The sequence below is a fragment of the Gordonia sp. NPDC003504 genome (assembly GCF_053587995.1).
The window spans coordinates 1-26,172 of sequence record NZ_JBSFPC010000018.1 but is presented as its reverse complement, the minus strand read 5'-3'; the positions used below and the strand labels follow the sequence as shown (position 1 = coordinate 26,172).

Here is a 26,172-nt window from a genome sequence, read left to right as displayed (position 1 = left end):
GTCGTTGGAACACAACGGCCGGACCGTCGCTTCGTCGCGGCACGCCTTAGGGTCTTAGGGTGGAGTCGTGAGCTACGCACAGGATGAGCGCCAAGCCCTTGTCGAGACCTTTCGTGACGTCGGTCCGGATGCCCCCACGCTGTGCGAAGGATGGACGACCCGCGACCTGGCCGCGCACCTGGTGGTCCGGGAGAGGCGACTCGACGCCGCCCCGGGCATCCTGATCAAGGCCCTCTCCGGTCATACCGCCAAGGTGCAGGACAAGGTGGCCGCCGAGGCGGGATGGTCGAGGTTGCTCGACGACATCGCCTCCGGACCACCGATCTACTCGCCGATGAAGCCGGTCGACCGCTGGGCCAACCTCGCCGAATACTTCATCCATCACGAGGACGTGCTGCGCGGCGCGGCCGATCCCACCAGCGACTGGCAGCCCCGCCGCCTCGACCCGGGGCTCGAGAAGGCCCTGCTGACACCGCTCAAGACGATGGGCAAGATGTCGGTACGGTCACTGCCCGCGGATGTATCGCTCTGCCTGCCGGATGGCACCGTCGCACTGCGCGGCGGTTCGGGACCCGCGGTCACCGTGACCGGACCGGTCGGTGAATTGATCCTGTTTGCCACCGGCCGCAAGCCGGTGGCGGTGACCTTCGACGGTGATCCCGCCGCGATCGAGGCCGTGAAGGCGGGTGTGCACGGGTTGTGATGTGCCCGTGATGGGCGCCGGCCCGCTGGGGTCACAACTTCGACACACGCCCGTGTTGCCTGTGTTGCCCGTGTGACTGAGGTGATGGTTGCCGACTAGTCTGTCGGCATGGCTTCGAAAGCGAGCACTGGTACGCGCGCGTCCGCATCACGTGCGTCCGGGGGGAACAAGACCGGCGCCGGTTCGACCCGATCCGGTTCGACCCGATCGGCATCGGCCGGAACCGTGCGGTCGTCATCACCGAAGGGTTCCTCGGGGGCGGCGTCACGCTCGACCGGATCCCGTGCGCGGGGTGGTCCCGCCTCGACGGCGCGCAGTCGGACGTCGGGTGGTCGGACGTCGGGTGGTCAGGGTTCCCGCGGCGGCGCGGGCACGTCCCGTTCGCGTGCGGCCGCCTCGGCCGACATCTCCCGCAGGGGCAGGGGAGCGGGTGCCGCCGGTGCCGTCGGCAAGGGGGTCGGCAAGGGCATCGGCGCGGGCTGGTCATTGCTGGCGCGGGGGGTCGGTGGCGTGGCGCGCGCCGGTTCCGGTGGCGGTCGGCGACGTGCTGATCGGGCCTTCGACGACGCCTTGGATGTCGACCAGGACGTCGAACAGGACCTCGACTACGACGACTACGACGATGGCGGCGACGACCGGTCGCCGAACGCGCCGGAGCGTGGGGGCGCGGGGCACACCCATCGCCGCGACGGCACCGCGCTGGCGATCATCGCGATCGCCGTCCTGATCGCCGCCGGCGTCTGGTTCGGCGCGGCCGGCCCGGTCGGCGCGTTCATCGACGCATTCATCCGGGCGATCGTCGGGTTCCTCGCCGTCGTCGTCCCCGTCGCCCTCGTCGTGATCGCCGTCATCCTGATGCGGCGACCGCCGAACCCGCAGCGCCGCGGCCGTTACATCGGCGCCGGACTGCTGATCGTGCTGCCGTTGCTCGGTCTGATCCATCTCGTGGCGGGCTCGCCGACCGACCTGACGGATCGCTCGGCCGCCGCAGGATTCCTGGGATTCGCGGTCGGCACGCCCCTCACCACCGGCGTGACGGCCTGGGTGTCGGTGCCGATCCTGTTGTTGTGCATGGCCTTCGGCGTTCTGATCATCAGCGGTCGCACCGTCCGCGAGGTCACCGACGGCGTGCGTCGCTGGCTGGGTCTGAGCGCACCACTCGCCGAGGACTGGGACGACGACGCACCCTGGGATGACGAGACCGAGGGCGATCTCGACGCGCACGCCGACGATGACGACCTCGACGACGATGGCGCGCGGTTCTCGTCGTCGATCGCACGTCGAGGCGGATGGTCGGCCGACCCGTACGACAACTACCCGCCCGACGCCGTCGACGAGGCACCGCGACGCTCGGCGCGCCGATCACGCCGTCCGGCGCCCGGCGCCCGGGCCGGGGATGTGTTGGCGTCGGCGCCGACCGAACCACTCGGTGATGCGGCCACTGATCCGTTCGGCGCTGAGGGGTTCGGCGCTGAGGGGTTAGGCGCTGACATGTTCGACGAGCCGACCGAACCGATCGACGAGCCACCCGCGGCGCCGCGCTCTCCGAGCCGGTCGTCGGCGCGGGGTGCGTCATCGCGCACGCGTGATTCCGCCGCGCCGGCCAAGGCCGCCAAGGTCAGGGCTCCGGAGCCGGCACCCACGCCGAGTCCGGCCGATGACGCCGATGACGAGGCGTTCGCCATCGCCCCCACCGAGGGGGACTACCGCCTGCCGCCGACGAGTCTGCTCATCGAAGGGGATCCGCCCAAGCAGGGCAGCCGATCCAACGACGACATGATCGACCGGATCTCCGGCGTGCTGGAGCAGTTCAAGATCGACGCGGCGGTCACCGGCTACACCCGCGGGCCGACCGTCACCCGCTACGAGGTGGAACTCGGTCCCGGTGTGAAGGTCGAGAAGATCACTGCGCTGCAACGCAACATCGCCTACGCGGTGGCCACCGACAACGTGCGACTGCTCGCGCCCATCCCGGGCAAGTCCGCCGTCGGTATCGAGGTCCCCAACTCCGACCGGGAGATGGTGCGGCTGGCCGACGTGCTCGAGGCGCCGGCGACCCGCAAGGACACCCACCCCCTGGTGATCGGTCTCGGCAAGGACATCGAAGGTGACTTCGTCAGTGCGAATCTCGCGAAGATGCCGCATCTGCTGGTCGCCGGATCGACCGGCTCGGGTAAGTCCAGCTTCGTCAACTCGATGCTGGTGTCGCTGCTGACCCGGGCCACTCCCGAGCAGGTACGGATGATCCTGATCGACCCCAAGATGGTGGAACTGACTCCCTACGAGGGCATTCCGCATCTGATCACCCCCATCATCACGCAGCCGAAGAAGGCTGCGGCGGCGTTGGCGTGGCTGGTCGAGGAGATGGAACAGCGCTATCAGGACATGAAGGCGTCGCGGGTCCGTCACATCGACGACTTCAACGCGAAGGTGCGATCCGGTGAGATCACCACCCCGCTCGGTTCGGAGCGCGTGTACAAGCCGTATCCCTACATCATCGCGATCGTCGACGAGCTCGCCGACCTGATGATGACCGCCCCGCGCGACGTCGAGGATGCGATCGTGCGGATCACCCAGAAGGCGCGTGCGGCCGGCATCCACCTGGTGCTGGCGACCCAGCGTCCGTCGGTAGATGTGGTGACGGGTCTGATCAAGACGAATGTGCCGTCGCGGCTGGCGTTCGCGACGTCGTCGCTGACCGACTCCCGCGTCATCCTCGATCAGCCGGGTGCGGAGAAACTCATCGGCATGGGCGATGGCCTGTTTCTGCCGATGGGCGCGAACAAGCCGATCCGGATGCAGGGTGCGTTCATCACCGACGAGGAGATCGGTGCCGTCGTCGACTACGCCAAGGAACAGGCCGACCCGGAATACACCGAGGGTGTGACCACCGCGAAGGCCGGCGACAAGAAGGACATCGACTCCGACATCGGCAATGATCTCGACGACCTGCTCCAGGCCATCGAACTGGTGGTGAGCAGTCAGTTCGGGTCGACGTCGATGCTGCAGCGCAAACTGCGCGTCGGATTCGCCAAGGCCGGTCGCCTGATGGACCTGATGGAGACCCGTGGCGTCGTCGGTCCCAGCGAGGGCTCGAAAGCCCGCGAGGTACTGGTGAAACCTGACGACCTGGCCGGGGTGATCGCCTCGATCACAGGTGGTGGCGACGACGGGGATGACGAGGGGGCGCCGGCCGGGTAGGGCGGGCGGGTCAGGCCGACGGGTCGTGCTCGGCCAACCATGTCCGGGCACGGCGTGCCGACGCTCGCGACAGCCACGCGTCGGCGATGATCTCCGACAGCTCGGTCTCACTCACCTCGCCGATCCCGCGACGTGCGAAGCAGTACCGAGGGGTGTCCGTCGAAGTGCGTCGTGAAGAACGGTGACCGACTGTCGTGGACGAGTGCCTGTTTGTCGGCCTCCGACGGCACCCAGAGGACGACGACATCGTCAAAACGTTCACCGGTGTCGGCGTCGACGGCGTCTGGGCGCGGGGTGCGGAAGTAGACGAAGCTCTTCCCGCCGACCTGGTAGACGGGTCGCTCGGGAGCCCCGCCCGCGTCGGTCACATAGGGCATCGCACGGGCAAGGCGATGGATGTCGTCCACGGTTGCGGGCCGATCTCGGCGCCGGGGCATGGCTTGATGGTAGGCCGCACGCCGCCGCCCGCGAGCGCCGACGAGGCCCGACAAAACGGACATAGGGTATGGTGGTCCGCAGATCGAAGAGGGGAGTATCCCCACGCGGCGTATCCGTCAATACGGTCGCGGTAGTCAGAGATGCAGATCATTTTTGCGACCGCGGCCCGGGTACCCGGTCGTCCACCTCGGCGGGAGAGACCTCTGGCATCGCAACCAATTCTGTGCTGCGCGCTGGAGGTAGATCGTTCCCATGGAAGTAACCGCAACCATCTGGATCATCACGTGTGTGGTGATCGCCGGCCTGTTCATCTTCGACTTCTTCGCCCACGTGCGGGTGCCGCACGCCCCGTCGCTCAAGGAATCCGGATTCTGGTCGGCGGTCTACATCACCATCGCCCTCATCTTCGGCCTGTTCGTGTGGTGGAAGTGGGGATCGACATACGGCGGTGAATATTTCGCCGGCTACGTCACCGAGAAGGCGCTCTCGGTGGACAACCTGTTCGTGTTCGTGATCATCATGAGCAAGTTCGCCGTGCCCAAGGAGTATCAGCAGAAGGTGCTGCTGCTCGGCATCGTGATGGCCCTGGTGTTGCGTGGTGTGTTCATCGCCGTCGGTGCGGCCGCCATCAACGCCTACAGCTGGGTGTTCTACCTGTTCGGTGCCTTCCTGATCTTCACCGCGATCAAGCTGCTGCGTGAGAGCGACGATCCCGTCGACCACGAGGAGGAGCGCGAGTCGCGGCTGGAGCGTTTCCTCAAGAAGTACCTGCGGACCAGCGACGAGTACAACGGTGACAAGCTGTTCACCCGCATCTCCGGCAAGCGGATGGCCACCCCGATGCTGATGGTGCTCATCGTCATCGGCTTCACCGACATCCTCTTCGCGCTCGACTCGATCCCGGCGATCTACGGCCTCACCCAGGAGCCCTACCTGGTGTTCACCGCCAACGCATTTGCGTTGATGGGTCTGCGGCAGCTGTACTTCCTGCTCGGCGGACTGCTGGATCGTCTCGTCTACCTGTCGTTCGGGCTGTCGTTCATCCTCGCGTTCATCGGTGTGAAGCTGGTGCTGCACGCGCTGCACGAGAACACCTTGGGATTCATCAACGGTGGTGCGCACGTGTCGGTCCCGGAGATCTCCACGCCGCTGTCGCTGGGTGTCATCGTCGGCACACTCGTGATCACCACGGTCGCCAGCCTGCTCAGTTCCAAGCGCAACAACGTACCCGAGGTCGATTCTGCCGAAACCGATGGTGTGGAACCGTCATCGGGACGCGATTACGACGCCAGGTAGGCGCGCGCCGCGGCGTCGAGGATCTCGACGGTGAGATCGCATGAACTGCGGTAGGTCTGGTACGCCTCGACCAGGGTCTCCGTGCGTTCGTACCGTCGGATCCGGGAGCCAGTCCGGGACCACCGTGGATCGACGCCTCATCGACACCGCCCATCGGCAGCGGCGTGAACGTGCCGAAGCCCAGGAGGTGAAACGGTGTGGGGGAGATCGAGTTCCGGGCGGTCGCCTCGTCGAAACGCAACTTACAGTCGATGATTTCGCTGGTGAGACCGACATCGCAGGGTTGCGCGTCGGCGGCCCGACGACAATCTGTGGATAACTCGAACGGTGGGATCGCGCGGATCGCGCCTGTCAGGCGTCGAACGGACCGTAGACCTGGGTCCACTCGACGATGCGGACGCCGTCGATCGCCTCATGGGCGTTGAACGGATCGTTGGCCATGAAGGCCTCGGCGGCGTCGATCCCACCGTCGGCCTTGATCATGATCAGCGCGCCGGATCCGTCGGGATAGGGGCCCGAGATCAACACATTGCCCGCCCCGTACTCCTCGGACAGCCACTGCCGGTGTTGTGCCCGATGCTCGTCGCGGATCGCCGCCTTCGCTGCGGTGTAGGTGTAGTGGACCGCGTAGATCGCCACGGTGAAGGTCTCCTTGTGTTCGAGTGTCGTGTGTGAATTGTCTTGGGATGTCAGGGGTTCTGCGCGTCCGGGGTTTGTGCGTCCGGGGTTTGCGCGTCCGGGGTTTGTGCGTCCGGGGTGCCGTCGAGCGAGACCAGCATCCGGGTGTTGCCCAGCGTATTCGGCTTCACGTAACTGAGGTCGAGGAACTCCGCGACACCGGTGTCATACGACCGGCACATCTCCTCGAAGACCTCGCGCGTCACCGGGGTGCCCTCGATCTCGCGAAACCCGTGGCGGCCGAAGAACTCGGTCTCGAAGGTCAGCACGAACACCCGCGACAGCTGCAGTTCGCGGGCGACGCCGAGCAACCGGGCCACCAGGCGGTGGCCGATCCCGCGTCCGCCGCAGGTCTTGTCCACGGCGACGGTACGGATCTCACCGAGATCGGCCCACAGCACATGCAATGCGCCGCAACCGACGACCGCGTCGTCGAGTTCGCACACCCAGAACTCCTGCACCGCCTCGTACAGCGTGACGAGGTTCTTCTCCAGCAGGATCTTGCCCGCGTACTGGTCGACGAGGGCCTTGATCCGGGGAACGTCAGAGGTACGGGCACGTCGGATGGTCACCTCGCCGGTGGTGCTGCGGGTGTGATTCGATGAGGCGAACTCCACCCCGTCCTCGCTGTGCATGCGCCCATCTTGCCCCGAGGGATGTCGGCGCGTCCTACCAGGCTCGGTTCCGCTTCGTTCACACGCGTAGAGGAGTCGGCGAGTGCGACGATACGAGTTCACCGGGGAAGCTCGGAAAGATGTTGGGCGAGCGAACGCGCCGGCACGACGGTGATCGTGCGTCACGGGCGGCTCGACACGGCCGGGCGCGCGAGTCGATGCATCGTCGTGCGGCCGTTGTCGTGACCGACGGGAAAGCCATTGTCCTCTCGGTGAGATGGCAGAAACTCGTGCACCCGGATCGGACCGACCCGGGACCCGCGTAGGCGGCAACGGATCAATGCCGCAGCCGCCGACCGCTGCCGCGACCTGATCACGCGCAGAGGAATTCATCTACGGCAGCATCATCGACGGGGGAGATCCGGAGATCGTCGACGCGGCCCACACGGGCACCTCCGCGTTGGGACACGCCGCCATCGCCTTCGCCCTCCACGAGAGTTACCGCGGACCGGAGGGTATGACGGTGCGACCCCGATCGGCTTCCCGATGGCGGCACCGGATCGGGCGCGGGAACCGAAACGCCCGGCTCCGGTGGGCTCGTATCCGACGACGTCCTCGCCGAACCGGAATCGATCATGGTGTGTGGACGGGTCTGGGACGCGCCGGTGTTCACACGGCGATTCCTCGGCCGTCGCACCGGTTCCCCGAATTACTCGGGTGGTGTTCGCGGCGCGATCGAAAATCCGAAACTGTTGTGCCCGAACCCTTTCGGATCGCCAAGGACGGATCGCCAAGGACGGGACTCCGGTCGACGCGGACGGTCGGGTCGTCGACTTCGACACCGACACGGTGATCGGTGTGGCGCATCCGATGCGCATGGGTGAGCCGGCGGTACGACGGTGGCGCCGCGTCTTCGACGACCTCGGACCATCGCAGCCCTTCGAACAACTCCGGCGCACGGTCTACCACGTCTGCGCGGACACCGCCCGGGGCACTCGGATTGACGCAGTCACCGGAATGTTCCTGCGAGCGACGACGCAATTCTGGCGAGGATTTCCCGGATCGTCATGGTCGATCACGGTGCGAATCCGTCCCGGAGTGCTGCTTGGCGCGGGCGTCCGCGAAGTCGGCATCGGCCGGCAGACGCTTGACGCGGCCACCCTCGTCGATGCGGCGGGGGCGCGCGTCGCGCCGGCACTCATCGATCCGGCGCTGTCCTCGGAGATCCTCGGCGAGCTCGACTGGTTGGCGTCGTGAGCCGAGAGCGGGTGGAGGCGATCGTGGGTGTACGGCCGGCCACGGGTCCGCCGACCGGATGACGTGACGGAGTCGATACTCTGTTGATCGTGCGAATGACTGACACCCGCCCGATGGCGACGTGCCTCGATCGGCGCGTGCCGGCGTTGTCCGCCATCGCTGCCGCAGGTGTGTGCCCGTGACCGATCGGATGCGACGAGCGGTCAACGAGCGGGGATTGGCCGACGTCGGACGCGGACCCGATCACATCACCGATCCGGTGGACCCGGTGCCGGTGGTCAACATCGCCAACGCGTTGACGGTCTTCCGCATCATCCTGGTTCCGGTCTTCGTGATCGTCCTGTTCGTCGCCGGCGGCCACGACACGGCGTGGCGTATCGCCGCCGCCATCGTGTTCGGTATCGCCGCGATCACCGACCACATCGACGGCAGGCTGGCGCGGAACCGGGGACTGGTCACCGACTTCGGCAAGCTCGCCGACCCCATCGCCGACAAGGCGTTGATCGGGGCCGCGCTGATCAGCCTGTCAATACTGGGGGAGTTGTCGTGGTGGATCACCGCGATCATCCTGGCCCGTGAACTGGGGGTGACCGCCTTGCGGTTCTGGGTGCTGCGCCACGGGGTCATCCCGGCCAGTCGCGGCGGCAAACTCAAGACCTTGCTCCAGGCCATCGGAATCGGTCTGCTGCTGTTGCCACTGTCGGGCGCATGGCATCTGGGTGCCGTCGTCATCATGTGGGTGGCCGTCGCGATCACGGTGGCCACCGGGGTCGACTACGTGTGGCAGGCGATCAGGTTGCGCACCGGCAGTGGAGCGAGCGATCGGCGAGGGCCCTCTGCGTCGCGCAATCGGACGCCGATCACCGACTCGGGTAGCGACGCGAGCTGATCGGTCGGTGGGGTCGGCATCTGTCCTCCGGTGATCTGTACCGGTGATCTGTCCATCGGCGGTACGGCACGCGGGGCAGGTGCGCGGCAACCGGCGCGGAATTCGACTACTGTCGTCCACACACGTCGCCGGAAACGGCGGCGTGTGGCTTCGGGAACGGTATGCGCTCGGCAGACGTTGAGGTACCGGTCGGTCCGGTTCGATATCCGGCCCGGCGAGTCCAGGCCGTGGTGTGCGAATCGACTCACATCGAGTCGGCGCGGACCGTACATGGACTCATCGCAGAGGAGGAGGGATACCCGATGGCAGTGCTCTTGCGGGAGGCGCTCGGCGACAGCCTGCGCCGTGTTCGCACTCAGCAAGGCCGGACGCTTCGTGAAGTGTCCACCGATGCGCGGGTGAGTCTCGGTTACCTCTCGGAGGTCGAGCGGGGACAGAAGGAAGCGTCGAGCGAATTGCTGGCCTCGATTTGCGATGCACTGGACGTGGAGATCGCCGATCTGCTTCTCGAGGTCGGGACGGCCATGCGGCCCGAGCCTGCCAAGTCCACGTCTGCCGATCACGACGCCGCGATCACCCCGGCCGTCGTCATCCCTGCGCCCGAGGTGCATGCACGGGCCACCGCCCTGGCCGCCGCCTGACCGCGGGTCGACATCCGCATTGCCACCCGCGGTGGACGGCCGCTGTCGCGCGTCAGACGCCGGTGACTGTCATCCGCCGAAGACCGTGTGCCCGTGCCGCACCGGTGAGTGAGGCGCTAGATTGGGTGGAACCCTCACGACGAAATCCGTTCTGAATGGAGTTGACGAGAAGCATGGCGAACCCGTTCGTAAAGATGTGGCGATACCTGATGGCGCTCGGCAACGCGAAGATCGACGAGAATGCCGATCCCAAGGTGCAGATCCAGCAGGCGATCGAGGATGCCCAACGGCAGCATCAGGCCCTGTCGCAGCAGGCCGCATCGGTCATCGGCAACCAGCGTCAGCTGGAGATGAAGCTCAATCGGCAACTCGAGGACGTCGAGCGGCTGCAGGCCAACACCCGTCAGGCCCTGACGCTGGCCGATCAGGCCAACGCCGCCGGTGACGCTCAGAAGGCGCAGGAGTACACCAACGCCGCCGAGGCCTTCGCGGCGCAGCTGGTGACCGCCGAGCAGAGCGTCGAGGATCTGAAGTCGCTGCACGATCAGTCGTTGCAGGCCGCGCAGCAGGCCAAGCAGGCCGTCGAGCGCAACGCGATGATCCTGCAGCAGAAGCTCGCCGAGCGGTCGAAGCTGCTCAGTCAGCTCGAGCAGGCCAAGATGCAGGAGCAGGTGAGCGCCTCGCTCAACCAGATGAGCGAACTGTCGGTGCCCGGCAACACGCCGAGCCTCGATCAGGTGCGCGAGAAGATCGAACGCCGCTACGCCAACGCCCTCGGTTCGGCCGAGTTGGCGAAGAATTCGGTGCAGGGCCGGATGGCCGAGGTGGAGCAGGCCGGGGTGCAGATGGCCGGCCACGCGCGCCTGGAGCAGATCCGGGCCAGTATGTCGGGTGGTTCGCTGCCGGCCGGTGGCGCCGCGGCCCCCGCCACACAGCCGGCTCCCGGGCGGCTGTCCAAGCCCGAGCCCCCGCAGGCGGGCAGCTGACATCGTCGTCGTTCTCACGACACAACCCGCGGCCGCCGGTCGCGGGTTGTGTGCGTCTATCCGGGGATCGTCGGTGATCCGGTGAGGGTGGCGATCGTCGCCGGCCCCGATGCCGGACACGCCTTTCCCGCTTTTGCTCTTGCCGAAAGGCTTGTTGCGGAAGGTATTTCGGCGACGGTGTGGACGGGGACGTCGTGGTTCGCGTTGGCGGAATCGCGCGGGATCGACATCGCCGAACTGCCGGGACTCGCGGCCGAGGACGACGATGACGACACCGACGCCGGCAGGAAGCTCAGTGTCCGGGCGGCGCGGATGGCGGTGGCGCTGGCGCCGGTGCTGGCGGTGCGCGGCGTCGATCTGGTGATCTCCGATGTGATCACCGTGGCCGGGCTGTGGGCCGCCGAACTGTGCGGCATCCCGGCCGTCGAACTGTCCCCGCATCCGCTGTATCTGCCGTCGCGGGGACTGCCGCCGGTGGGTGCCGGTCTGGAACCGGGAACCGGGCTGCTCGGGCACCTGCGGGACACCGCGCTGCGGGCGGCGAGCAACACCTCGGTGCGTGCCGGTCGTCGCCAGCGGGGTGCCGCGCGCCGGTCGATCGGCCTGCCGGCCGACCCGCCGACGTATCGGCCACGGCTGATCGCCACCCTGCCGGCGCTCGAGGTGCCGCGTCCGGATTGGCCGGCCGATGCCCATCTGGTGGGCCCGTTGGTGTGGGAGCCGACCACCGAGATCATCGAACCCCCGTCCGGCGACGCACCGCTGATCGTCATCGCGCCCTCGACCGCCCAGATCGGTGCCGACATGGTGGGGGCGACGATGGATGCAGTACGTGATAGGGCGGCGCATTCTCCTGTGCGCGTGGTGATCTCGGCCCTGCACCCACCTTCGGCGGAACTTCTGGCCACGGCTCCCGGATTGTCGGTGCGGGCCGGACTCGGGCGCCAGGATCGGCTGCTCGAGCGTGCCGACGCGGTGGTGTGCGGCGGCGGGCACGGGATGCTCGCGAAGTCGCTGTCGGCGGGTGTGCCGGTGGTGACGGTGCCCGGCGGCGGTGATCAATGGGAACTGGCCACCCGGGTGACCCGGCAAGGTGGTGGGCTCGTGGTGCGCCCGGTCGACGCCGAGGCGATCGGGCGGGCCGTCGGAGCGGTGCTCGACGATCCCGCGCATCGGGAGGCCGCGGCGCGTGCGGGCGCCTCGGCCGTCGACGTCGTCGACCCCGTGCGGGTCGTGCGAAGCGTTCATCAGAGGCACCTCGCCTCGCGCGAACCGACCGAAGGGGCCGACGAATGCGACTGACCGAGTTCACCGAGCGGATCACCGAACAGTTCGGCGCGATGTCGGCGGATTCGATCATGACCGACCATGTGCTCACCGAACTGGGCGGCCGGACCGGCGCCCAGGCGATCGAGGACGGAGTGGACCCGCGCGACGTCTGGGTGGCGATCTGCCGGGATTTCGACGTCCCCAGACACGTGTGGTGAGAGTTGTGGGGTGAGAGTGCTGTTGTGCTGAGACTTCTGTGCGGATAGTGCTGTGGCGATGGTTCTGGGGCCTCTGAGGCGGCGGTGACGTTGGCTGCGGTGATTTCCGGCGGCGTCCGCGTGTCACACTTGCCATCGAACACATGTTCTCCGAGAGTGGAGGGGTACGGAACCGAACCGGGTTGGCGAGCGTCAGAACTTTTTGTCGGACCCCATGAGTAGCGTGCGACGCGTCAGAAGTTCCGACGGATATCCGTCGGAAACAGCCACCACCCACACGACAACCACAACCGCCGGAGCACTCCGGCGCACAACCGAGGAGACAAGTCCCATGGCACCAGCGGCCCCCGATCGTGACAAGGCACTCGATCTCGCCCTCGCGCAGATCGACAAGAACTTCGGCAAGGGCTCGGTCATGCGCCTTGGCGAAGAGACCCGTCAGCCCATCGAGGTGATCCCCACCGGTTCGATCGCGCTCGACGTCGCTCTCGGGATCGGCGGGCTGCCACGTGGCCGCGTCGTCGAGATCTACGGCCCGGAATCCTCCGGTAAGACCACCGTCGCGTTGCATGCGGTGGCCAATGCGCAGGCGCAGGGCGGCATCGCCGCATTCATCGACGCCGAGCACGCCCTCGATCCCGACTACGCCGCCAGGCTGGGCGTCGACACCGACGCGCTGCTGGTCTCCCAGCCCGACACCGGTGAGCAGGCGCTGGAGATCGCGGACATGCTGATCCGTTCCGGTGCGCTGGACATCCTGGTGATCGACTCGGTCGCCGCGCTGGTGCCCAAGGCCGAGATCGAGGGCGAGATGGGTGATTCGCATGTGGGCCTGCAGGCCCGGCTGATGAGCCAGGCGCTGCGCAAGATGACCTCGGCGCTGAGCAACTCCAACACCACCGCGATCTTCATCAACCAGCTGCGCGAGAAGATCGGCGTGATGTTCGGTTCCCCCGAGACCACCACCGGCGGAAAGGCACTGAAGTTCTATTCGTCGGTGCGACTGGACGTGCGCCGCATCGAGACCCTCAAGGACGGCACCGACGCCGTGGGCAACCGCACCCGCGTGAAGGTCGTCAAGAACAAGGTGGCGCCGCCGTTCAAGCAGGCCGAGTTCGACATCCTCTACGGCAAGGGCATCAGCAAGGAGGGCTCGCTGATCGACATGGGTGTCGCCGAGGGATTCATCCGCAAGTCGGGTTCCTGGTTCACCTACGAGGGCGATCAGCTGGGTCAGGGCAAGGAGAACGCCCGCAAGTTCCTGCTCGAGAACGACGACATCCGCGACGAGATCGAGAAGAAGATCAAGGAGAAGCTCGGCATTGGCGCGGTCGTCGACGCCGACGACGTGGCCCCGGCTCCGGTCGAGTTCTGATCGGTCGGCGTGGGCGACACCACCACCGACCCCGAGGGACGCAAGCAACCCAGCGCTTGGGACGCCGCTCTGCGGCTCCTCGGGGTCCGCGCACGGTCACGCAGTGAGATGCGGGAACGCTTGTCCCGCCGAGGTTTCGAACCCGACGTCGTCGACGACGTGATGGATCGGCTGGATCGCGGCGGCCTGCTCGACGACGAGGATTTCGCCGCCGAATGGGTGCGGTCCCGGCACGCCAACTCCGGACGGGGCCGCGTGGCGCTGCGTCATGAGCTGGTGGCCAAGGGCGTCGACGCGGACACCATCGAATCCGCACTGGCCGACATCGACCCGGACACCGAGCGGTCCGTCGCCGTCGGCATCGTCGAGCGCAAGTTGACGGCGACGGTCCGCGAACAGATCCGCGACGACCGCTCCGCACGGGACAAGCAGTACCGCAGGTTGGTCGGGCTGCTCGTGCGGCGTGGTTATCCGCAGACGTTGGCGATCGATGTCGTGGGGGAGTGTCTCGATGCGGCCGCCGCGGATGCACACCCCTGACCCGCCGGTCGCCCCGGAGATGCACTCCTGACATGCCGATGCCCTGACGATCTGCTGCTCGTCAGGGCATCGGTCACTCGGGCATCCAGTCTCGCAGGCCGCGTGCCCCGTGGCTGCGTACGATCCGGCGGTCGGTTCCGGCCGGCGGATCAGTGCTTGCCGAAGGACGGCATGTTCTCCATCGCGGCACGGTCGGCCTCGTCGGGGTCGGGAGCCGCGGTCTTACGACGACCCTGCCGCAGCGACTTCTCGATGAAGGTCGCCAACGACGACAGGCCGAAGTTGATGACGATCATCACGATGGCGACCACCACCAGCGCCGGGAGGTAGTTGCCGTAATACGACGCGGACTGCAGACCCGACCGCACCACCTCGACGTAACCGATGGCGTAGCCGAGCGCGGAATCCTTGAGCGCGATGACCATCTGCGAGATGAGTGCCGGCAACATGGCGGTGACCGCTTGCGGGAGCAGGATGATGCGCATGATCTGCGACTTGCGCAATCCCAGCGCCTGAGCGGCCTCGGTCTGGCCCTTGGGCAGCGAATTGATCCCGGATCGCAGGATCTCGGCCATCACCGATCCGTTGTAGAGCGTCAGACCGGTGACGACCGCCGCGAACGCGAGCTGCGACGACGGGAAGATCGCATAGTCGGCGAACAGGTAGTACGAGAAGATCATCAGGATCAGCACCGGGATGGCACGGAAGATCTCCACGAACAATCCGCTCAGGCTGCGCACCCACCAGTGGTCCGACAGTCGGCCGATGCCGAGAATCGAGCCCAGGATCATCGCGAAGACGATCGAGAGGGCCGCAGCCTTCAGCGTTCCCCACAGTCCGGGGAGTATGTAGGTCGTCCAGGTGGTCCCGATGACGAAGGGATTCCACTTCTCGCCGGTGAGCTGGCCGTTGTTCGCCAGCACCACAATCACATACGCGAGGATCGCCACGATGATCGCGACGAAGACGACGGCGATGATCGCGTTGCGGACCCGGGCCTTCGGGCCGGGAGCGTCGTAGAGGACTGTTGCGCCGCTCATCGTTTCACCGCCAGTCGATTCGCGAGGTAGCCGAAGACGGCTCCCTCCAGGAGGGTGATGATCATGAATCCGACCGCGGTGATCGCGAAGATCGCGATGATCTGATCGGAGTAGGTCTCCAGCTCTTCCTTCATCAGCAACGCGGCCTCACTGACGCCGATCACCGAGGCGATCGTGGTGTTCTTCGTCAGGGCGATCAGCACGCTGCCCAATGGTCCGATCACCGCGCGCATGGCCTGCGGCAACACGATGATCCCGAACACCTGCAGGAACGGAAGTCCCAGCGACCGTGCCGCCTCCGCCTGCCCGATCGGCACGGTGTTGAAACCCGAGCGCAGCGTCTCGCACACGAACGTCGACGTGTAGAGGATGAACGCCAGAACCGCGAGCCAGAAATTGTTGTTCTTGACGAAGTTCTCGTTGTCCGGGGCCAGCGCCAGACCGAGGTTCTGGTAGAGCCCGATCGAGCAGAACAGGACGATCAACGTCAACGGCGTGTTGCGCACGATGTTGATATAGGTGGCGCCGAACCACCGCATCACCGGCACCGGTGACACCCGCATCCCGGCCAGGACCACACCCAGGATCAATGAGCCGAGGGCCGACCAGAAGGTCAGTTGGATCGTCACCCAGAATGCGGGCCACAACTGTGGCCCCATGCTGGACCAGAGGTCACTCATGGTTCACCCCTCTCAGCTCATGCCCGCAGGGCACGGCACCGACGGTGCGTCGATGATGGTCTGGACGGCTTCGACACTCGGATCGGGCAGGAATTTGTACTTCGCCGGTTCACGTTCGGCACGCGTGATCATCTCGTCGACGTACTCGTTGCCGATCGCGTCACGCAGTGCGAGCTCCCACGCCGATTCGCTGCCGTTCGGGCCGGGCGCGAGCATCGCGTCCAGCGCCTGGTTTACTGCGACCACCGCGTCGGGGAACTGCTTGGCCATGCCGATGCCGTAGCGCTCGGTGGAAAACGGGGCCCCGGCGGTCTTGAGGACCTTCTTGCCGCTGCTGGTGACGCAGGCGGCTGCCGGGTAGGTCATCCCGACGATCTTGAACTCGTCCGGGAAGAAGTTCGCGTAGCCGGCGAGGATGACCTCGTCGGTGGTCAGCGCATCGACCTTGCCGCGGCGCAACGCCTCCACGCAGGAGGAATACGAGTCGTACTCCTGCAGCTGTACCGACGGCAACTGTGCCTTGACGTTCTGCGCCGACGTCGAGCCGGTCACCGAACACAGCTTCTTGCCCTTGTTCAGATCGGTCAGCGACGTAATCGAATCGTCGTCGTCGCGGACCAGCAGGCCCTGGTAATTGATCAGATACGGCCCGGCGAAGTCGACCTTCTTGGCACGTGCGCCGGTGATCGAGTAGGTGGCGGCGATCATGTCGACCTCACCGTTGTTGATCAACGTCTCACGCTGCGCCGACGGTGTCTCGCGCCAGGTGATCTCCGGATGCGGCACCCCCAGGGAGTCGGCGATGTGGTTGACCACGTACGTCGACACCGACGGATCGAATCCGGTGACGCTCTTGTCCGGGTTGCGGATGCCCAGCCCGGGCTGGTCGAACTTGGTTCCCAGCACCACCTTGCCGGCGCGGATCGAATCCAGCAGGTTGCGGGGTTCGGTGCTGCCGCACGCGGTCAGCGTCGCGGCGAGGACGGCCGCGATCGTCGCGATCACGCCGAGCGCCAGCATCCGGGGCAGTCGGGTCCGGGGTGTTCGGGTATGAGGTTGTGTCGTCTGTCGTGTCGACGAAGGTGTCATGTCAGTGGCCCAGAATCTTGCCGAGGAAGTCCTTCGCCCGGTCGGATTGGGGATTGTCGAAGAAGGAATCCGGGTCGGTGTCCTCGACGACGGCACCGTCGGCCATGAAGATCACCCGATCGGCCGCCTTGCGGGCGAAGCCCATCTCGTGGGTCACCACCAGCATGGTCATGCCCTCCTTGGCCAGCGAGACCATCACGTCGAGGACCTCGTTGACCATCTCGGGATCGAGCGCCGAGGTGGGCTCGTCGAAGAGCATGATCCGCGGTTCCATCGCCAGCGAACGGGCGATGGCGACACGCTGTTGCTGCCCGCCGGAGAGCTGCGCGGGATACTTGTCCTTCTGGCTGGCGATACCGACGCGGTCGAGGAGTTCCAGCGCGCGTGTGGTGGCGTCGGCCTTGCTCTGCTTGCGCACCTTGATCGGTGCGAGGGTGACGTTCTGCAGAATCGTCTTGTGTGCGAACAGGTTGAACGACTGGAAGACCATTCCGACGTCGGCGCGCAGGCGCGCCAGGTCCTTGCCCTCGGCCGGCAGGAGCTCGCCGGAGATGCGGATCTCACCGTCGTCGATGGGTTCGAGCCGGTTGATGGTGCGGCACAGGGTGGATTTACCCGAACCCGAGGGCCCGAGAACCACCACCACCTGCCCACGGGGGACCTCGAGGTTGATCTCCTTGAGGACATGGAGCTCGCCGTAGTGCTTGTTGACGGCCGTCATCGAGATCATCGGAGGCGACTCGGATGCGGTAGACGGACCGGGTGCCTGGAAGGGGGATTCGGTCATACGTGCCAAGCCTAATCACGGTCGGCGGTATCGGCGCGGCAAATGGGACATGCCCGGCGTGCCGCGAGCCGGCCGGCGCCGCGCGACCAGGCGATTTGCGCTCACACCGTACTCTGGATCCAGTGAGTATCGACCTGTCCGAGCCCGTGGCACCCACCCCGACATCGACCGCTGCGCCGTGGGCGCCGGCCGTCGCGGATGCCGATGCGGTCACCGCGCCCGTCGACGCATCGGCCGATTCGCCTCGATACCAGGTCCGCACCTACGGCTGTCAGATGAATGTGCATGACTCGGAACGGATTTCGGGTCTGCTCGAACAGGCCGGCTACGTCCGGGGCGCCGACGACGACGAGGTCGACCTGGTCGTGTTCAACACGTGTGCGATCCGGGAGAACGCCGACAACAAGCTCTACGGCAACTTGTCGCACCTGGCGCCGGTGAAGGCGTCGCGGCCGGGAATGCAGATCGCGGTCGGCGGGTGTCTGGCGCAGAAGGACAAGGACACCGTGCTTCGGCGGGCACCGTGGGTGGACGTGGTCTTCGGCACCCACAACATCGGCTCGTTGCCGGTGTTGCTGGACCGGGCCCGGCACAACGAGCAGGCGCAGGTCGAGATCCGGGATTCGCTCGAGGCCTTCCCGTCCACGCTGCCCGCCAAGCGGGAATCGGCCTATGCGGGCTGGGTGTCGGTGTCGGTCGGCTGCAATAACACGTGCACGTTCTGCATTGTGCCGTCGCTGCGCGGCAAAGAGGTCGACCGGCGACCCGGCGACGTCCTCGCCGAGGTGCAGACCCTGGTCGACGCCGGTGTGCTCGAGGTGACGCTGCTCGGGCAGAACGTCAACGCCTACGGCATGTCGTTCGCCGATCCGGATCAGCCCCGCAACCGCGGCGCCTTCGCGGACTTGCTGCGCGCCTGCGGTGACATCGACGGACTCGAGCGCGTCCGGTTCACCTCGCCGCACCCCGCCGAGTTCACCGACGACGTGATCGAGGCGATGGCGCAGACCCCCAACGTCTGTCCGCAGCTGCACATGCCGCTGCAGTCGGGTTCGGATCGGATTCTCAAGGCGATGCGGCGCAGCTATCGGCGCACCAGGTTCCTGGGCATCCTCGACAAGGTCCGCGACGCGATGCCGCACGCGGCGATCACCACCGACATCATCGTCGGATTCCCCGGCGAGACCGAGGAGGATTTCGCGCAGACCCTCGAGGTCGTCGAGCAGGCACGCTTCTCCAGCGCGTTCACCTTCCAGTACTCACCGCGGCCGGGCACCCCGGCCGCCACGATGGACGATCAGGTGCCGCCCGAGGTGGTCAAGGACCGCTACCAGCGACTGATCGACCTGCAGGAACGTATCTGTTTGTCGGAGAATCGCGCCATCGTGGGACGCGACGTGGAGTTGCTGGTCATCGCCGACGAGGGACGAAAGAGCGCCCATGCGCACCGGATGACCGGTCGTGCCCGCGACGGGCGACTGGTGCACTTCGCTCCCGGCGATCGGGGTGCGGCGATCCGCCCGGGTGACGTGGTGACCACGGTGGTGACCGACGCGGCGCCGCATCACCTGATCGCCGACGTAGGCATCGGTTCGCACCGACGGACGCGCGCCGGCGATGCCCACGAGCAGGCCCTGACGCCGACGACACCGCCGGTAGGAGTCGGCCTCGGAATGCCCGGGGTCGGACCGAGCACTCCGGTCGCCTCCGGTGGCGGCTGCGAGTCCGGTGCCTGCGGGGCCCCGGCCTCCCGATGAGCGGCACACAGGACCGGGATACATCGAAGATCGAGGAAGCAGTGAACGAGCAGGACAACGCCGGCCCAGAGCCCGAACCGTCAGCGCGCCGCAATCCGGCGAAGCGTGATCCTATCGACGACGGCTTCGCCGGGTACGAGGACGATTTGCGCAGGGCCGAACGCAAGGTGGCCGGCGAGATCGATCCGGGTGCCCGCGCCGTCGTCGTCGCCGTCGCCGTGCTGGTCGCGATGGTGTCGTTGGTGCTTCCGCACACCGGTGCGGCGAGCGGCATCGACGTGTTGACGGTGTCGCCCGACGCGGTCGCCGAACGGGTGGCCATCACCTCGAAGGTGTTCGTCTGGCTGTTGCTGGTGTTCGGCATCGGGGCGTCGATGCTCGCCCTGCTCACGCGTCGCTGGATCATCGCCTGGATCGCCCTGTGCGGGTGCGCGATCTCCTGCGTCGCCGGCATGCTGGCCTGGTGGACCCGTAACACGCCGGGCGTCGGCGGGGTGGAACCGCCGCACGGTGTCGGTATCGGCCTGATCCTCGGCTGGATCGCCGCGTTGGTCCTGACCTTCCACTGGGCGCGGGTGGTGTGGGCCCGCAGCACGTATCACCTCGCGCTGGAAGAGGAACGCCGTCGGGAGTCCGCCGCGCGGGAGGATGCCGCGCGCCGTCTCACCGGCCGCACCATCACCCGGCCGAGTGACATCCCGCGAGAAGACGGAACGACGGGAAGCTCGTAGCCGCCGCACGCCCAACGGGGAAGCGCGCCCACTCGACGGGGTCGGGGGTCACCGATCCTCGATGGCGCTCTGGGCCGCGCTCGCCCATTCGCGCCACTGCGCCGCCTGATCGCGCAGTTTCGCGGCGTCCTTGGCCTTGCCGCGTTCCTCGGCCTTGCGGGCCTGCTCCTCGTATTGCGCGGCGCGTTCGGCGAACTGCGCTGCGCGTGCCTGCGCCTCCGGGTCGGTGCGCTGCCACTGCGCGTCCTCGGCGTCGCGAATCCGCTTCTCGAGCGCGCGTGCGCGGCTTTCCAGCGAATGCATCTGCTCGCGGGGCACCTTGCCGATCTCGTCCCACTTGTCGCGGAACGCGCGGAACTCCTTGCGTGCGCCGTCGAGGTCGGCGGCCGGGTCGATGCTCTTCTCGGCCTGTGCGAGGAGATCGAGTTTGGCCTGCCCGTTGGCGCTGAATTCGGCGTCGCGTTCGGAGGCGACCGCATTGCGTGCGGCGAAGAAGACGTCCTGGGCTGCCTTGAACCGCTGCCACAGCGCCTCGTCGGCGTCCCGGGGAGCACGTCCGGCGGCCTTCCACTCGGTCAGCAGGTCACGGAACTTCGCCGCGGTCGTGCCCCAGTCGGTGGAGCCGGACAGTTCCTCGGCCTGCGCGATCAACTCCTCCTTGCGCACCTTGGCGCCGGCGCGAACCCGGTCGAGTTCGGCGAAATGTGCGCCGCGCCGACGGTTGAATGCGTCGCGTGCCTTCGCGTACCGCTTCCACAGCACATCGTCGGTCTTGCGGTCGATGCCTTTGATCGACTTCCACTCGTCGAGGATGGCTCGCAGCCGATCCCCGGACGACTTCCATTGGGTGGATTCGGCGCCGATGGTCTCCGCCTCCGCGGCCAACTCCTCCTTGCGGGCGATCGCGGCCGCGCGGGTGGCCTCCCGCTCCGCCTTGAGTGAGTCGGCGACCTCGTCGGCGGCCCCGACGATCACCGACAGGCGCTTCTCGAGGGCGTCGACGTCGCCGATGACCGCGGCGTCGGGCAGCGAGTCGAGCAGGTGACGGGCCGCGGTCTGTGCCTTGCGCGGATCCCCGGATCGCGCGGCCAGCCGTTCCTCGAGGATTTCCACCTCGGTGGCCAGATCGTCGAAGCGCCGGCTGAAGTGATTGAGACCGTCCTCGACGGAACCGGCCTGCCAGGAGCCGATCTGACGTTCCCCGGATGCGGTGGTGAGCCAGACGACGCCGTCGGCGTCGATCCGTCCGAATCGGTGCGGGTCGGTGTGCGGGACGTGGGTGGGTGTCACCACCGGGGTCACCGCGGACGCGGCAGGTGGGGTCGGGCGGGGCCGCGGTCCGGGCTTGGGGCCGGGTCGGGGTCCGGGCTTCGGGACGGGCGTGGAAGCCCCGCCGATATCGGTTGCGCCGATATCGGTTCCGGGACCGGGCTCGCCGGTGTTGTCTCCGGTGCTGTCGTGTTCTCCGCTCATGTGCAGATGCCCCTTCTGCGCTTCATGGTGCCGCGCGACACGGCTGCCAGGTCACTGAATCCATCCCGGACGGACCACCGGCCGCCGGGCTGTTCCCCATTCAAGCAGCTCAGGCTCCGTCGCGTGCGCGCTGCGCGACAATGATCCGCGCGCGTCGCGTCGTCGATCGCCCTGGGGCGCCGGCTTGCGGACCGGGTATTCGCCGGTGATCGGGTGGCGTGGACTAGCGTCGAGCAGGTGTTTGCCTGCGCGGTCTTCGTTCCGAGTGCACCTCTTCTCGTGCCCGAACTGACCGGACCGGAGGCCGACGAGGCCGATGCGGTTCGCGACGCCACCCGGCACGCGTTCGCTGCCGCCGCGCCGGCGGCCACCACCTGGGTGGCGATCGGGGCGGCCGATCGGCCGCGGTCATCCGACGATGCCGGTCCTACCTGCGTCACCGATGTGCCCACCTCGGGAACGTTCGCGCGATTCGGGGTCGACGTCGGGGTGAGCCTCGATCCGTCCCGTGGTGCGCCCCCGGATGCGTCGGCCCCGGCCGAGCCGATGCCACTGTCGATGCTGATCGCGGCCTGGTTGCGGGAACAGGCAGGCGTTGCCGCACTCACCCCGGTCGTCATCGATCCGGAGGCGAGCACCGCCGAGTGTGCCCGCATCGGCGGTGAGATCGCCGCGGCACTGGACTCGCGCGCTCAGCCGATCGGGTTGTTGGTGGTCGGCGACGGTGCCTTCGCGTTGACGCCGAAGTCGCCCGGCGGGGGCCTCCGGGAGGAATCGGTACGCCTGCAGCGCCGGATCGAGGCGGCGATGGCTGCCGGCGACCCCGACGCCCTTGCGGCACTGGACCAGGACGAGTGTGTCGCCGAGGGCATCGGCGGCCGCGTCGCCTGGCAGACGGCGGCCGCAGCGGTGCGCGCATCGGCCCGGACCGACGATCCCGCGGGAGCGCCCGCCCTGACGGCGTCGGTGGAGTACGCCGATGCGCCGTTCGGCGTCGGATATGTGGTGGCCCGATGGCAGAAGTGACCTCGTCCGGCGTGGTCCCGGTCGCCGTGGTCGGCCCGACGGCGGTCGGCAAATCCGATCTGGCCCTGGATCTCGCCGAGGACCTCGGCGGAGAGATCGTCAACATCGACGCGATGCAGCAGTACCGCGGGATGGACATCGGGACGGCCAAACTGCCGCCCGAAGAGCGTCGAGGTATCACCCACCACCAGATCGACGTGCTCGACGTCACCGAGGTCGCGACGGTGGCCCGCTACCAGGCCGCGGCGTCGCAGGACGTGGAGGCGCTGCTCGCGGCCGGGCGTACCCCGGTCATCGTCGGTGGTTCGATGCTCTACATCCAGGGACTGCTCGACGACTGGAAGTTCCCGGCCACCGACCCGGAGGTGCGGGCCCGCTACGAGGCACTTCTCGCCGAGATCGGCGTCGGCGCGTTGCACCGCAGACTCGCCGAGGTCGACCCGGCCGCCGCGGCGTCGATCCTCGACACCGATGGCCGCCGGATCGTGCGTGCACTCGAGGTGGTCGAACTCACCGGTGAACCGTTCGCCGCGTCTGCGCCGCAGATCGGCGAACCGCGCTGGGGTACCCGGATCCTCGCGCTGGACCGCGACACCGCCGATCTCGACGACCGGATCCGGGCGCGGACCGCGGCGATGTTCGCCGGTGGCCTCGTCGACGAGGTGGCAGCCCTGGCCGACCGCGGTCTGCGGGAGGGACGCACCGCTCGGCGGGCCATCGGGTACGCCCAGGTCCTCGACGCGCTCGACGGCGACGGTGACCTCGACCGCGCCGAGGCACTCACCGTCATCGGGACCCGCCGCTATGTGCGTCGCCAGCGGTCCTGGTTCCGTCGTGATCACCGCATCGTGTGGCTCGATGCGGCCGCCGACGATCTCACCGATCGCGCGCTGGCTACCCTGGACCGGTGACGATCAGCACCGCCCCGAGTGGGAACGACCTCAGCTTTGTGAAGGGGCACGGCACCCAGAACGACTTCGTCATCCTGACCGATCCGGCCGCCGAACTCGATCTCGACGATGACCTCGTCGCCGCGCTGTGCGATCGGCAACGTGGCGTGGGTGCCGACGGCCTGCTGCGCGTGGCCCGCGCCGGTGCGCTGGTGGCGGCCGGGGTTCTGCCGGAGCTGCCCGCCGGGGTCACCCCGGATGACTGGTTCATGGACTACCGCAACGCCGACGGTTCGATCGCCGAGATGTGTGGCAACGGCGTGCGGGTGTTCGCGCACTACGTTCGCGCCACCGGACTGGCCGAACGTGACGAGTTCACGGTCGGGTCGCGGGCCGGTGCCCGCCCGGTGATCGTGCACGCCTGTGATCACGTGGATGCCGACGTGAGTGTGCAGATGGGGCCCGCGCGACTCGGGGTGGAGACCACCGCACGGATCGGCGACGACCTCTATGTCGGCACGGCTGTCGACGTCGGCAATCCGCACCTGGCGTGTGTGGTGCCCGGACTCGACGTCGCCGGACTCGCGGCGGTCGACTTCGCCCAGGGGGTCACCTTCGACGCCGCGGTGTTCCCCGACGGCACGAATGTCGAGCTCCTGACCGTGCCCGAACCGACGGAGGGCGGCCTGCACGCCCACATGCGTGTCTTCGAACGCGGGGTGGGCGAAACACGCAGCTGCGGGACCGGCCTCGTGGCCGCCGCCGCGTCCGGTCTGGCGCACCTGCATCACCAGACCGGTGAGATGACCATCGACGTGCCCGGCGGGCGGGTGCAGGTACGCATCCTCGACGACGACGCATGGTTGCGGGGGCCGTCGCGGCTCGTCGCCGACGGCCGCCTCCGCGCCGGCTGGGCCCGCTGAGGGTGCACGTCGTCGAGGTGGGCGGCGAAATATTCGTGTGCACCGCGACGTTTCTCCGTGCAACCATGGAAGGCGTATGAGCGAATCAACCCACATTTTCCCACCCGTCCCGGCCGATGACGCGAATCCAGCGCATGACGTCCGCGAGAGCGATCGTCACGAGATCACCGATCGTCACGAGATCACCGCGTCCGATCCGACGCTGGGTGAACTGCAACTCTCCGATCGTGCCTCGCTGCAACGTGTGGCCGGACTGTCCACCGAACTCGCCGACGTCACCGAGGTCGAGTACCGACAGTTGCGCCTCGAACGCGTGGTGCTCGTCGGTGTGTGGACCCACGGCACCGCGGCGCAGGCGCGGGCGGCGATGACCGAACTGGCGGCACTCGCCGAGACCGCCGGTTCGCAGGTCCTCGAGGCCGTCATCCAACGCCGTAACGCCCCCGACCCCGGGACCTACATCGGCTCCGGCAAGGCCGACGAGTTGCGGGAGGTGGTGCTCTCCACCGGCGCCGACACGGTGATCTGTGACGGCGAACTGACCCCCGGTCAGCTGACCGCACTCGAGAAGGTCGTCAAGGTCAAGGTGATCGACCGGACCGCCCTGATCCTTGACATCTTCGCCCAGCACGCGACGTCGCGTGAGGGCAAGGCACAGGTGTCGCTGGCCCAGATGGAGTACATGCTCCCGCGTCTGCGTGGTTGGGGTGAGTCGATGTCCCGGCAGGCCGGTGGCCGCGCCGGCAGCAACGGAGGTGTGGGACTGCGCGGTCCCGGTGAGACGAAGATCGAGACCGATCGTCGTCGCATCCGGGAACGAATGGCCAAGCTGCGCCGCGAGATTCGCGACATGAAGAAGGCTCGGCTGACCAAACGGGCGGCGCGGCAACGCAGTTCCGTCCCCAAGCTGACGGTTGCCGGTTACACCAATGCCGGTAAGTCCAGTCTCGTCAACGCGATGACGGGTTCGGGTGTGCTGGTGCAGGACGCACTGTTCGCGACCCTCGATCCCACCACGCGTCGCGCCACACTCGACGACGGACGCGAGGTGGTGTTCACCGACACCGTCGGTTTCGTCCGCCACCTGCCGACGCAACTGGTGGAGGCCTTCCGCTCGACCCTCGAAGAGGTCGTCGACGCGGACCTGGTGCTGCACGTGGTCGACGGTGCCGACGAGTTCCCCGCCGAACAGATCGCCGCGGTTCGCCAGGTGATCAACGAGGTGGTGGCCGACGAGGACGTCACCGCACCGCCGGAGTTGTTGGTGATCAACAAGATCGACTCGATCGACGCGACGCGGATGGCCGAACTCCGGGCGATGGCACCGGATGCGGTGTTCGTCTCGGCGCGTACCGGCGAGGGATTGCCGGAATTGTTCGACCGGGTCCGGGAATTCGTCGGACGCACCGACGTCGAGCTCACCCTCGCCGTCCCGTTCACCCGTGGTGAGGTGCTCTCCCGCATCCACCGCGAGGGTGAGGTGCTGAGCACCGAACACGATGAGCACGGATCGATTGTGCGAGTACGGGTTCCGCAGGCCATGGCAGGTGAGCTCGCCGACCTGGTGTTGGCGACGGCGCACTGAGCCGCCGATCCGGCTCCACCGGGCACAACCAGAACCAGACGAGCACGACCAGACGAGACGGCCGGTCACCCGTACGGGTGACCGGC

At 67.4% G+C, this 26,172-nt stretch carries 24 protein-coding genes and 1 pseudogene; 17 read left to right on the top strand and 8 right to left on the bottom strand.

The window, feature by feature from the left end; all coding sequences use genetic code 11:
- Positions 1-67 precede the first annotated feature (67 nt).
- On the top strand, positions 68-703 hold the full coding sequence (locus tag ACWDPV_RS22440; RefSeq protein WP_449744745.1) for a TIGR03085 family metal-binding protein: 636 nt from the start codon (positions 68-70) through the stop codon (positions 701-703).
- 108 nt (positions 704-811) lie between these two features.
- Complete coding sequence (locus ACWDPV_RS22435; protein WP_449744744.1) at positions 812-3,904, top strand: DNA translocase FtsK 4TM domain-containing protein; 3,093 nt, start codon at positions 812-814, stop codon at positions 3,902-3,904.
- 10 nt (positions 3,905-3,914) lie between these two features.
- On the opposite strand, the pseudogene ACWDPV_RS22430 reads toward ACWDPV_RS22435, so the two are convergent.
- Positions 3,915-4,341, bottom strand: a pseudogene (locus ACWDPV_RS22430) (hypothetical protein).
- 253 nt (positions 4,342-4,594) lie between these two features.
- On the opposite strand from ACWDPV_RS22430, the gene ACWDPV_RS22425 reads away from it, so the two are divergent.
- A complete protein-coding gene (locus ACWDPV_RS22425; protein WP_449744743.1) occupies positions 4,595-5,638 on the top strand; it encodes a TerC family protein in 1,044 nt (347 codons plus the stop codon).
- Between the two features lie 351 nt (positions 5,639-5,989).
- Here the strand turns inward: ACWDPV_RS22425 and ACWDPV_RS22420 are convergent, their stop codons facing one another.
- A complete protein-coding gene (locus ACWDPV_RS22420) occupies positions 5,990-6,277 on the bottom strand; it encodes a YciI family protein (RefSeq protein ID WP_449744742.1) in 288 nt (95 codons plus the stop codon).
- 50 nt (positions 6,278-6,327) lie between these two features.
- Positions 6,328-6,951, bottom strand: a complete 624-nt coding sequence (locus ACWDPV_RS22415) for an amino-acid N-acetyltransferase (RefSeq protein ID WP_449744741.1) — start codon at positions 6,949-6,951, stop codon at positions 6,328-6,330.
- 525 nt (positions 6,952-7,476) lie between these two features.
- Between ACWDPV_RS22415 and ACWDPV_RS22410 the strand changes: the two genes are divergently transcribed.
- From ACWDPV_RS22410 to ACWDPV_RS22375, 8 genes are all read left to right on the top strand, one after another.
- Positions 7,477-8,187 carry a DUF4132 domain-containing protein gene (locus tag ACWDPV_RS22410; RefSeq protein ID WP_449744740.1) on the top strand — a complete coding sequence of 237 codons (711 nt, stop codon included), beginning with the start codon at positions 7,477-7,479 and terminating at the stop codon, positions 8,185-8,187.
- Positions 8,188-8,365: 178 nt separating this feature from the next.
- Complete coding sequence (pgsA, locus tag ACWDPV_RS22405; RefSeq protein ID WP_449744739.1) at positions 8,366-9,076, top strand: CDP-diacylglycerol--glycerol-3-phosphate 3-phosphatidyltransferase; 711 nt, start codon at positions 8,366-8,368, stop codon at positions 9,074-9,076.
- Positions 9,077-9,378: 302 nt separating this feature from the next.
- Positions 9,379-9,717 (top strand): helix-turn-helix domain-containing protein, encoded by a 339-nt coding sequence (locus ACWDPV_RS22400; RefSeq protein WP_449744738.1) that lies wholly within the window; start codon positions 9,379-9,381, stop codon positions 9,715-9,717.
- 173 nt (positions 9,718-9,890) lie between these two features.
- The gene (locus ACWDPV_RS22395; RefSeq protein WP_449744737.1) at positions 9,891-10,703 is read left to right on the top strand and encodes a PspA/IM30 family protein; all 813 of its coding nucleotides are present in this window, start codon (positions 9,891-9,893) and stop codon (positions 10,701-10,703) included.
- 81 nt (positions 10,704-10,784) lie between these two features.
- Positions 10,785-12,005 (top strand): glycosyltransferase, encoded by a 1,221-nt coding sequence (locus ACWDPV_RS22390; RefSeq protein ID WP_449744736.1) that lies wholly within the window; start codon positions 10,785-10,787, stop codon positions 12,003-12,005.
- Entirely contained in the window at positions 11,996-12,190 is a 195-nt protein-coding gene (locus ACWDPV_RS22385) for a DUF3046 domain-containing protein (protein WP_348803546.1), read from the top strand. The genes ACWDPV_RS22390 and ACWDPV_RS22385 overlap by 10 nt, the downstream gene beginning before the upstream one ends.
- Before the next feature lie 331 nt (positions 12,191-12,521).
- Complete coding sequence (gene recA, locus ACWDPV_RS22380) at positions 12,522-13,565, top strand: recombinase RecA (RefSeq protein WP_348803547.1); 1,044 nt, start codon at positions 12,522-12,524, stop codon at positions 13,563-13,565.
- A 108-nt stretch (positions 13,566-13,673) separates the two neighbouring features.
- Positions 13,674-14,105, top strand: a complete 432-nt coding sequence (locus tag ACWDPV_RS22375) for a regulatory protein RecX (protein ID WP_449744780.1) — start codon at positions 13,674-13,676, stop codon at positions 14,103-14,105.
- Positions 14,106-14,254: 149 nt separating this feature from the next.
- Here ACWDPV_RS22375 and ACWDPV_RS22370 read toward each other — a convergent pair whose 3' ends face one another.
- The 4 genes from ACWDPV_RS22370 to ACWDPV_RS22355 all read right to left on the bottom strand — a co-directional run bounded on the left by ACWDPV_RS22370 (position 14,255) and on the right by ACWDPV_RS22355 (position 17,644).
- Positions 14,255-15,145 (bottom strand): amino acid ABC transporter permease, encoded by an 891-nt coding sequence (locus tag ACWDPV_RS22370; RefSeq protein WP_449744735.1) that lies wholly within the window; start codon positions 15,143-15,145, stop codon positions 14,255-14,257.
- Positions 15,142-15,825 (bottom strand): amino acid ABC transporter permease, encoded by a 684-nt coding sequence (locus tag ACWDPV_RS22365; protein ID WP_449744734.1) that lies wholly within the window; start codon positions 15,823-15,825, stop codon positions 15,142-15,144. Before ACWDPV_RS22365 ends, ACWDPV_RS22370 begins: the two co-directional genes overlap by 4 nt.
- A gap of 12 nt (positions 15,826-15,837) precedes the next feature.
- Positions 15,838-16,845, bottom strand: a complete 1,008-nt coding sequence (locus tag ACWDPV_RS22360) for a glutamate ABC transporter substrate-binding protein (protein WP_449744733.1) — start codon at positions 16,843-16,845, stop codon at positions 15,838-15,840.
- 70 nt (positions 16,846-16,915) lie between these two features.
- Complete coding sequence (locus ACWDPV_RS22355) at positions 16,916-17,644, bottom strand: amino acid ABC transporter ATP-binding protein (protein ID WP_449744779.1); 729 nt, start codon at positions 17,642-17,644, stop codon at positions 16,916-16,918.
- Positions 17,645-17,823: 179 nt separating this feature from the next.
- Here ACWDPV_RS22355 and miaB point away from each other — a divergent pair, with 179 nt between their 5' ends.
- Complete coding sequence (miaB, locus tag ACWDPV_RS22350; RefSeq protein ID WP_449744732.1) at positions 17,824-19,458, top strand: tRNA (N6-isopentenyl adenosine(37)-C2)-methylthiotransferase MiaB; 1,635 nt, start codon at positions 17,824-17,826, stop codon at positions 19,456-19,458.
- On the top strand, positions 19,455-20,189 hold the full coding sequence (locus ACWDPV_RS22345) for an Rv2732c family membrane protein (RefSeq protein ID WP_449744731.1): 735 nt from the start codon (positions 19,455-19,457) through the stop codon (positions 20,187-20,189). The genes miaB and ACWDPV_RS22345 overlap by 4 nt, the downstream gene beginning before the upstream one ends.
- A 48-nt stretch (positions 20,190-20,237) precedes the next feature.
- Here ACWDPV_RS22345 and ACWDPV_RS22340 read toward each other — a convergent pair whose 3' ends face one another.
- Positions 20,238-21,662: a DUF349 domain-containing protein gene (locus ACWDPV_RS22340; RefSeq protein ID WP_449744730.1), complete on the bottom strand. Its 1,425-nt coding sequence runs from the start codon at positions 21,660-21,662 to the stop codon at positions 20,238-20,240.
- A gap of 279 nt (positions 21,663-21,941) precedes the next feature.
- Between ACWDPV_RS22340 and ACWDPV_RS22335 the strand changes: the two genes are divergently transcribed.
- The 4 genes from ACWDPV_RS22335 (at position 21,942) to hflX (ending at position 26,086) form a co-directional block, all read left to right on the top strand.
- A complete protein-coding gene (locus ACWDPV_RS22335; RefSeq protein WP_449744729.1) occupies positions 21,942-22,688 on the top strand; it encodes a hypothetical protein in 747 nt (248 codons plus the stop codon).
- A complete protein-coding gene (miaA, locus tag ACWDPV_RS22330) occupies positions 22,676-23,599 on the top strand; it encodes a tRNA (adenosine(37)-N6)-dimethylallyltransferase MiaA (RefSeq protein WP_449744728.1) in 924 nt (307 codons plus the stop codon). Before ACWDPV_RS22335 ends, miaA begins: the two co-directional genes overlap by 13 nt.
- Positions 23,596-24,501 (top strand): diaminopimelate epimerase, encoded by a 906-nt coding sequence (gene dapF, locus ACWDPV_RS22325; protein ID WP_449744727.1) that lies wholly within the window; start codon positions 23,596-23,598, stop codon positions 24,499-24,501. The genes miaA and dapF overlap by 4 nt, the downstream gene beginning before the upstream one ends.
- Before the next feature lie 76 nt (positions 24,502-24,577).
- Positions 24,578-26,086 carry a GTPase HflX gene (gene hflX, locus ACWDPV_RS22320; RefSeq protein WP_449744726.1) on the top strand — a complete coding sequence of 503 codons (1,509 nt, stop codon included), beginning with the start codon at positions 24,578-24,580 and terminating at the stop codon, positions 26,084-26,086.
- Positions 26,087-26,172: the final 86 nt, after the last annotated feature.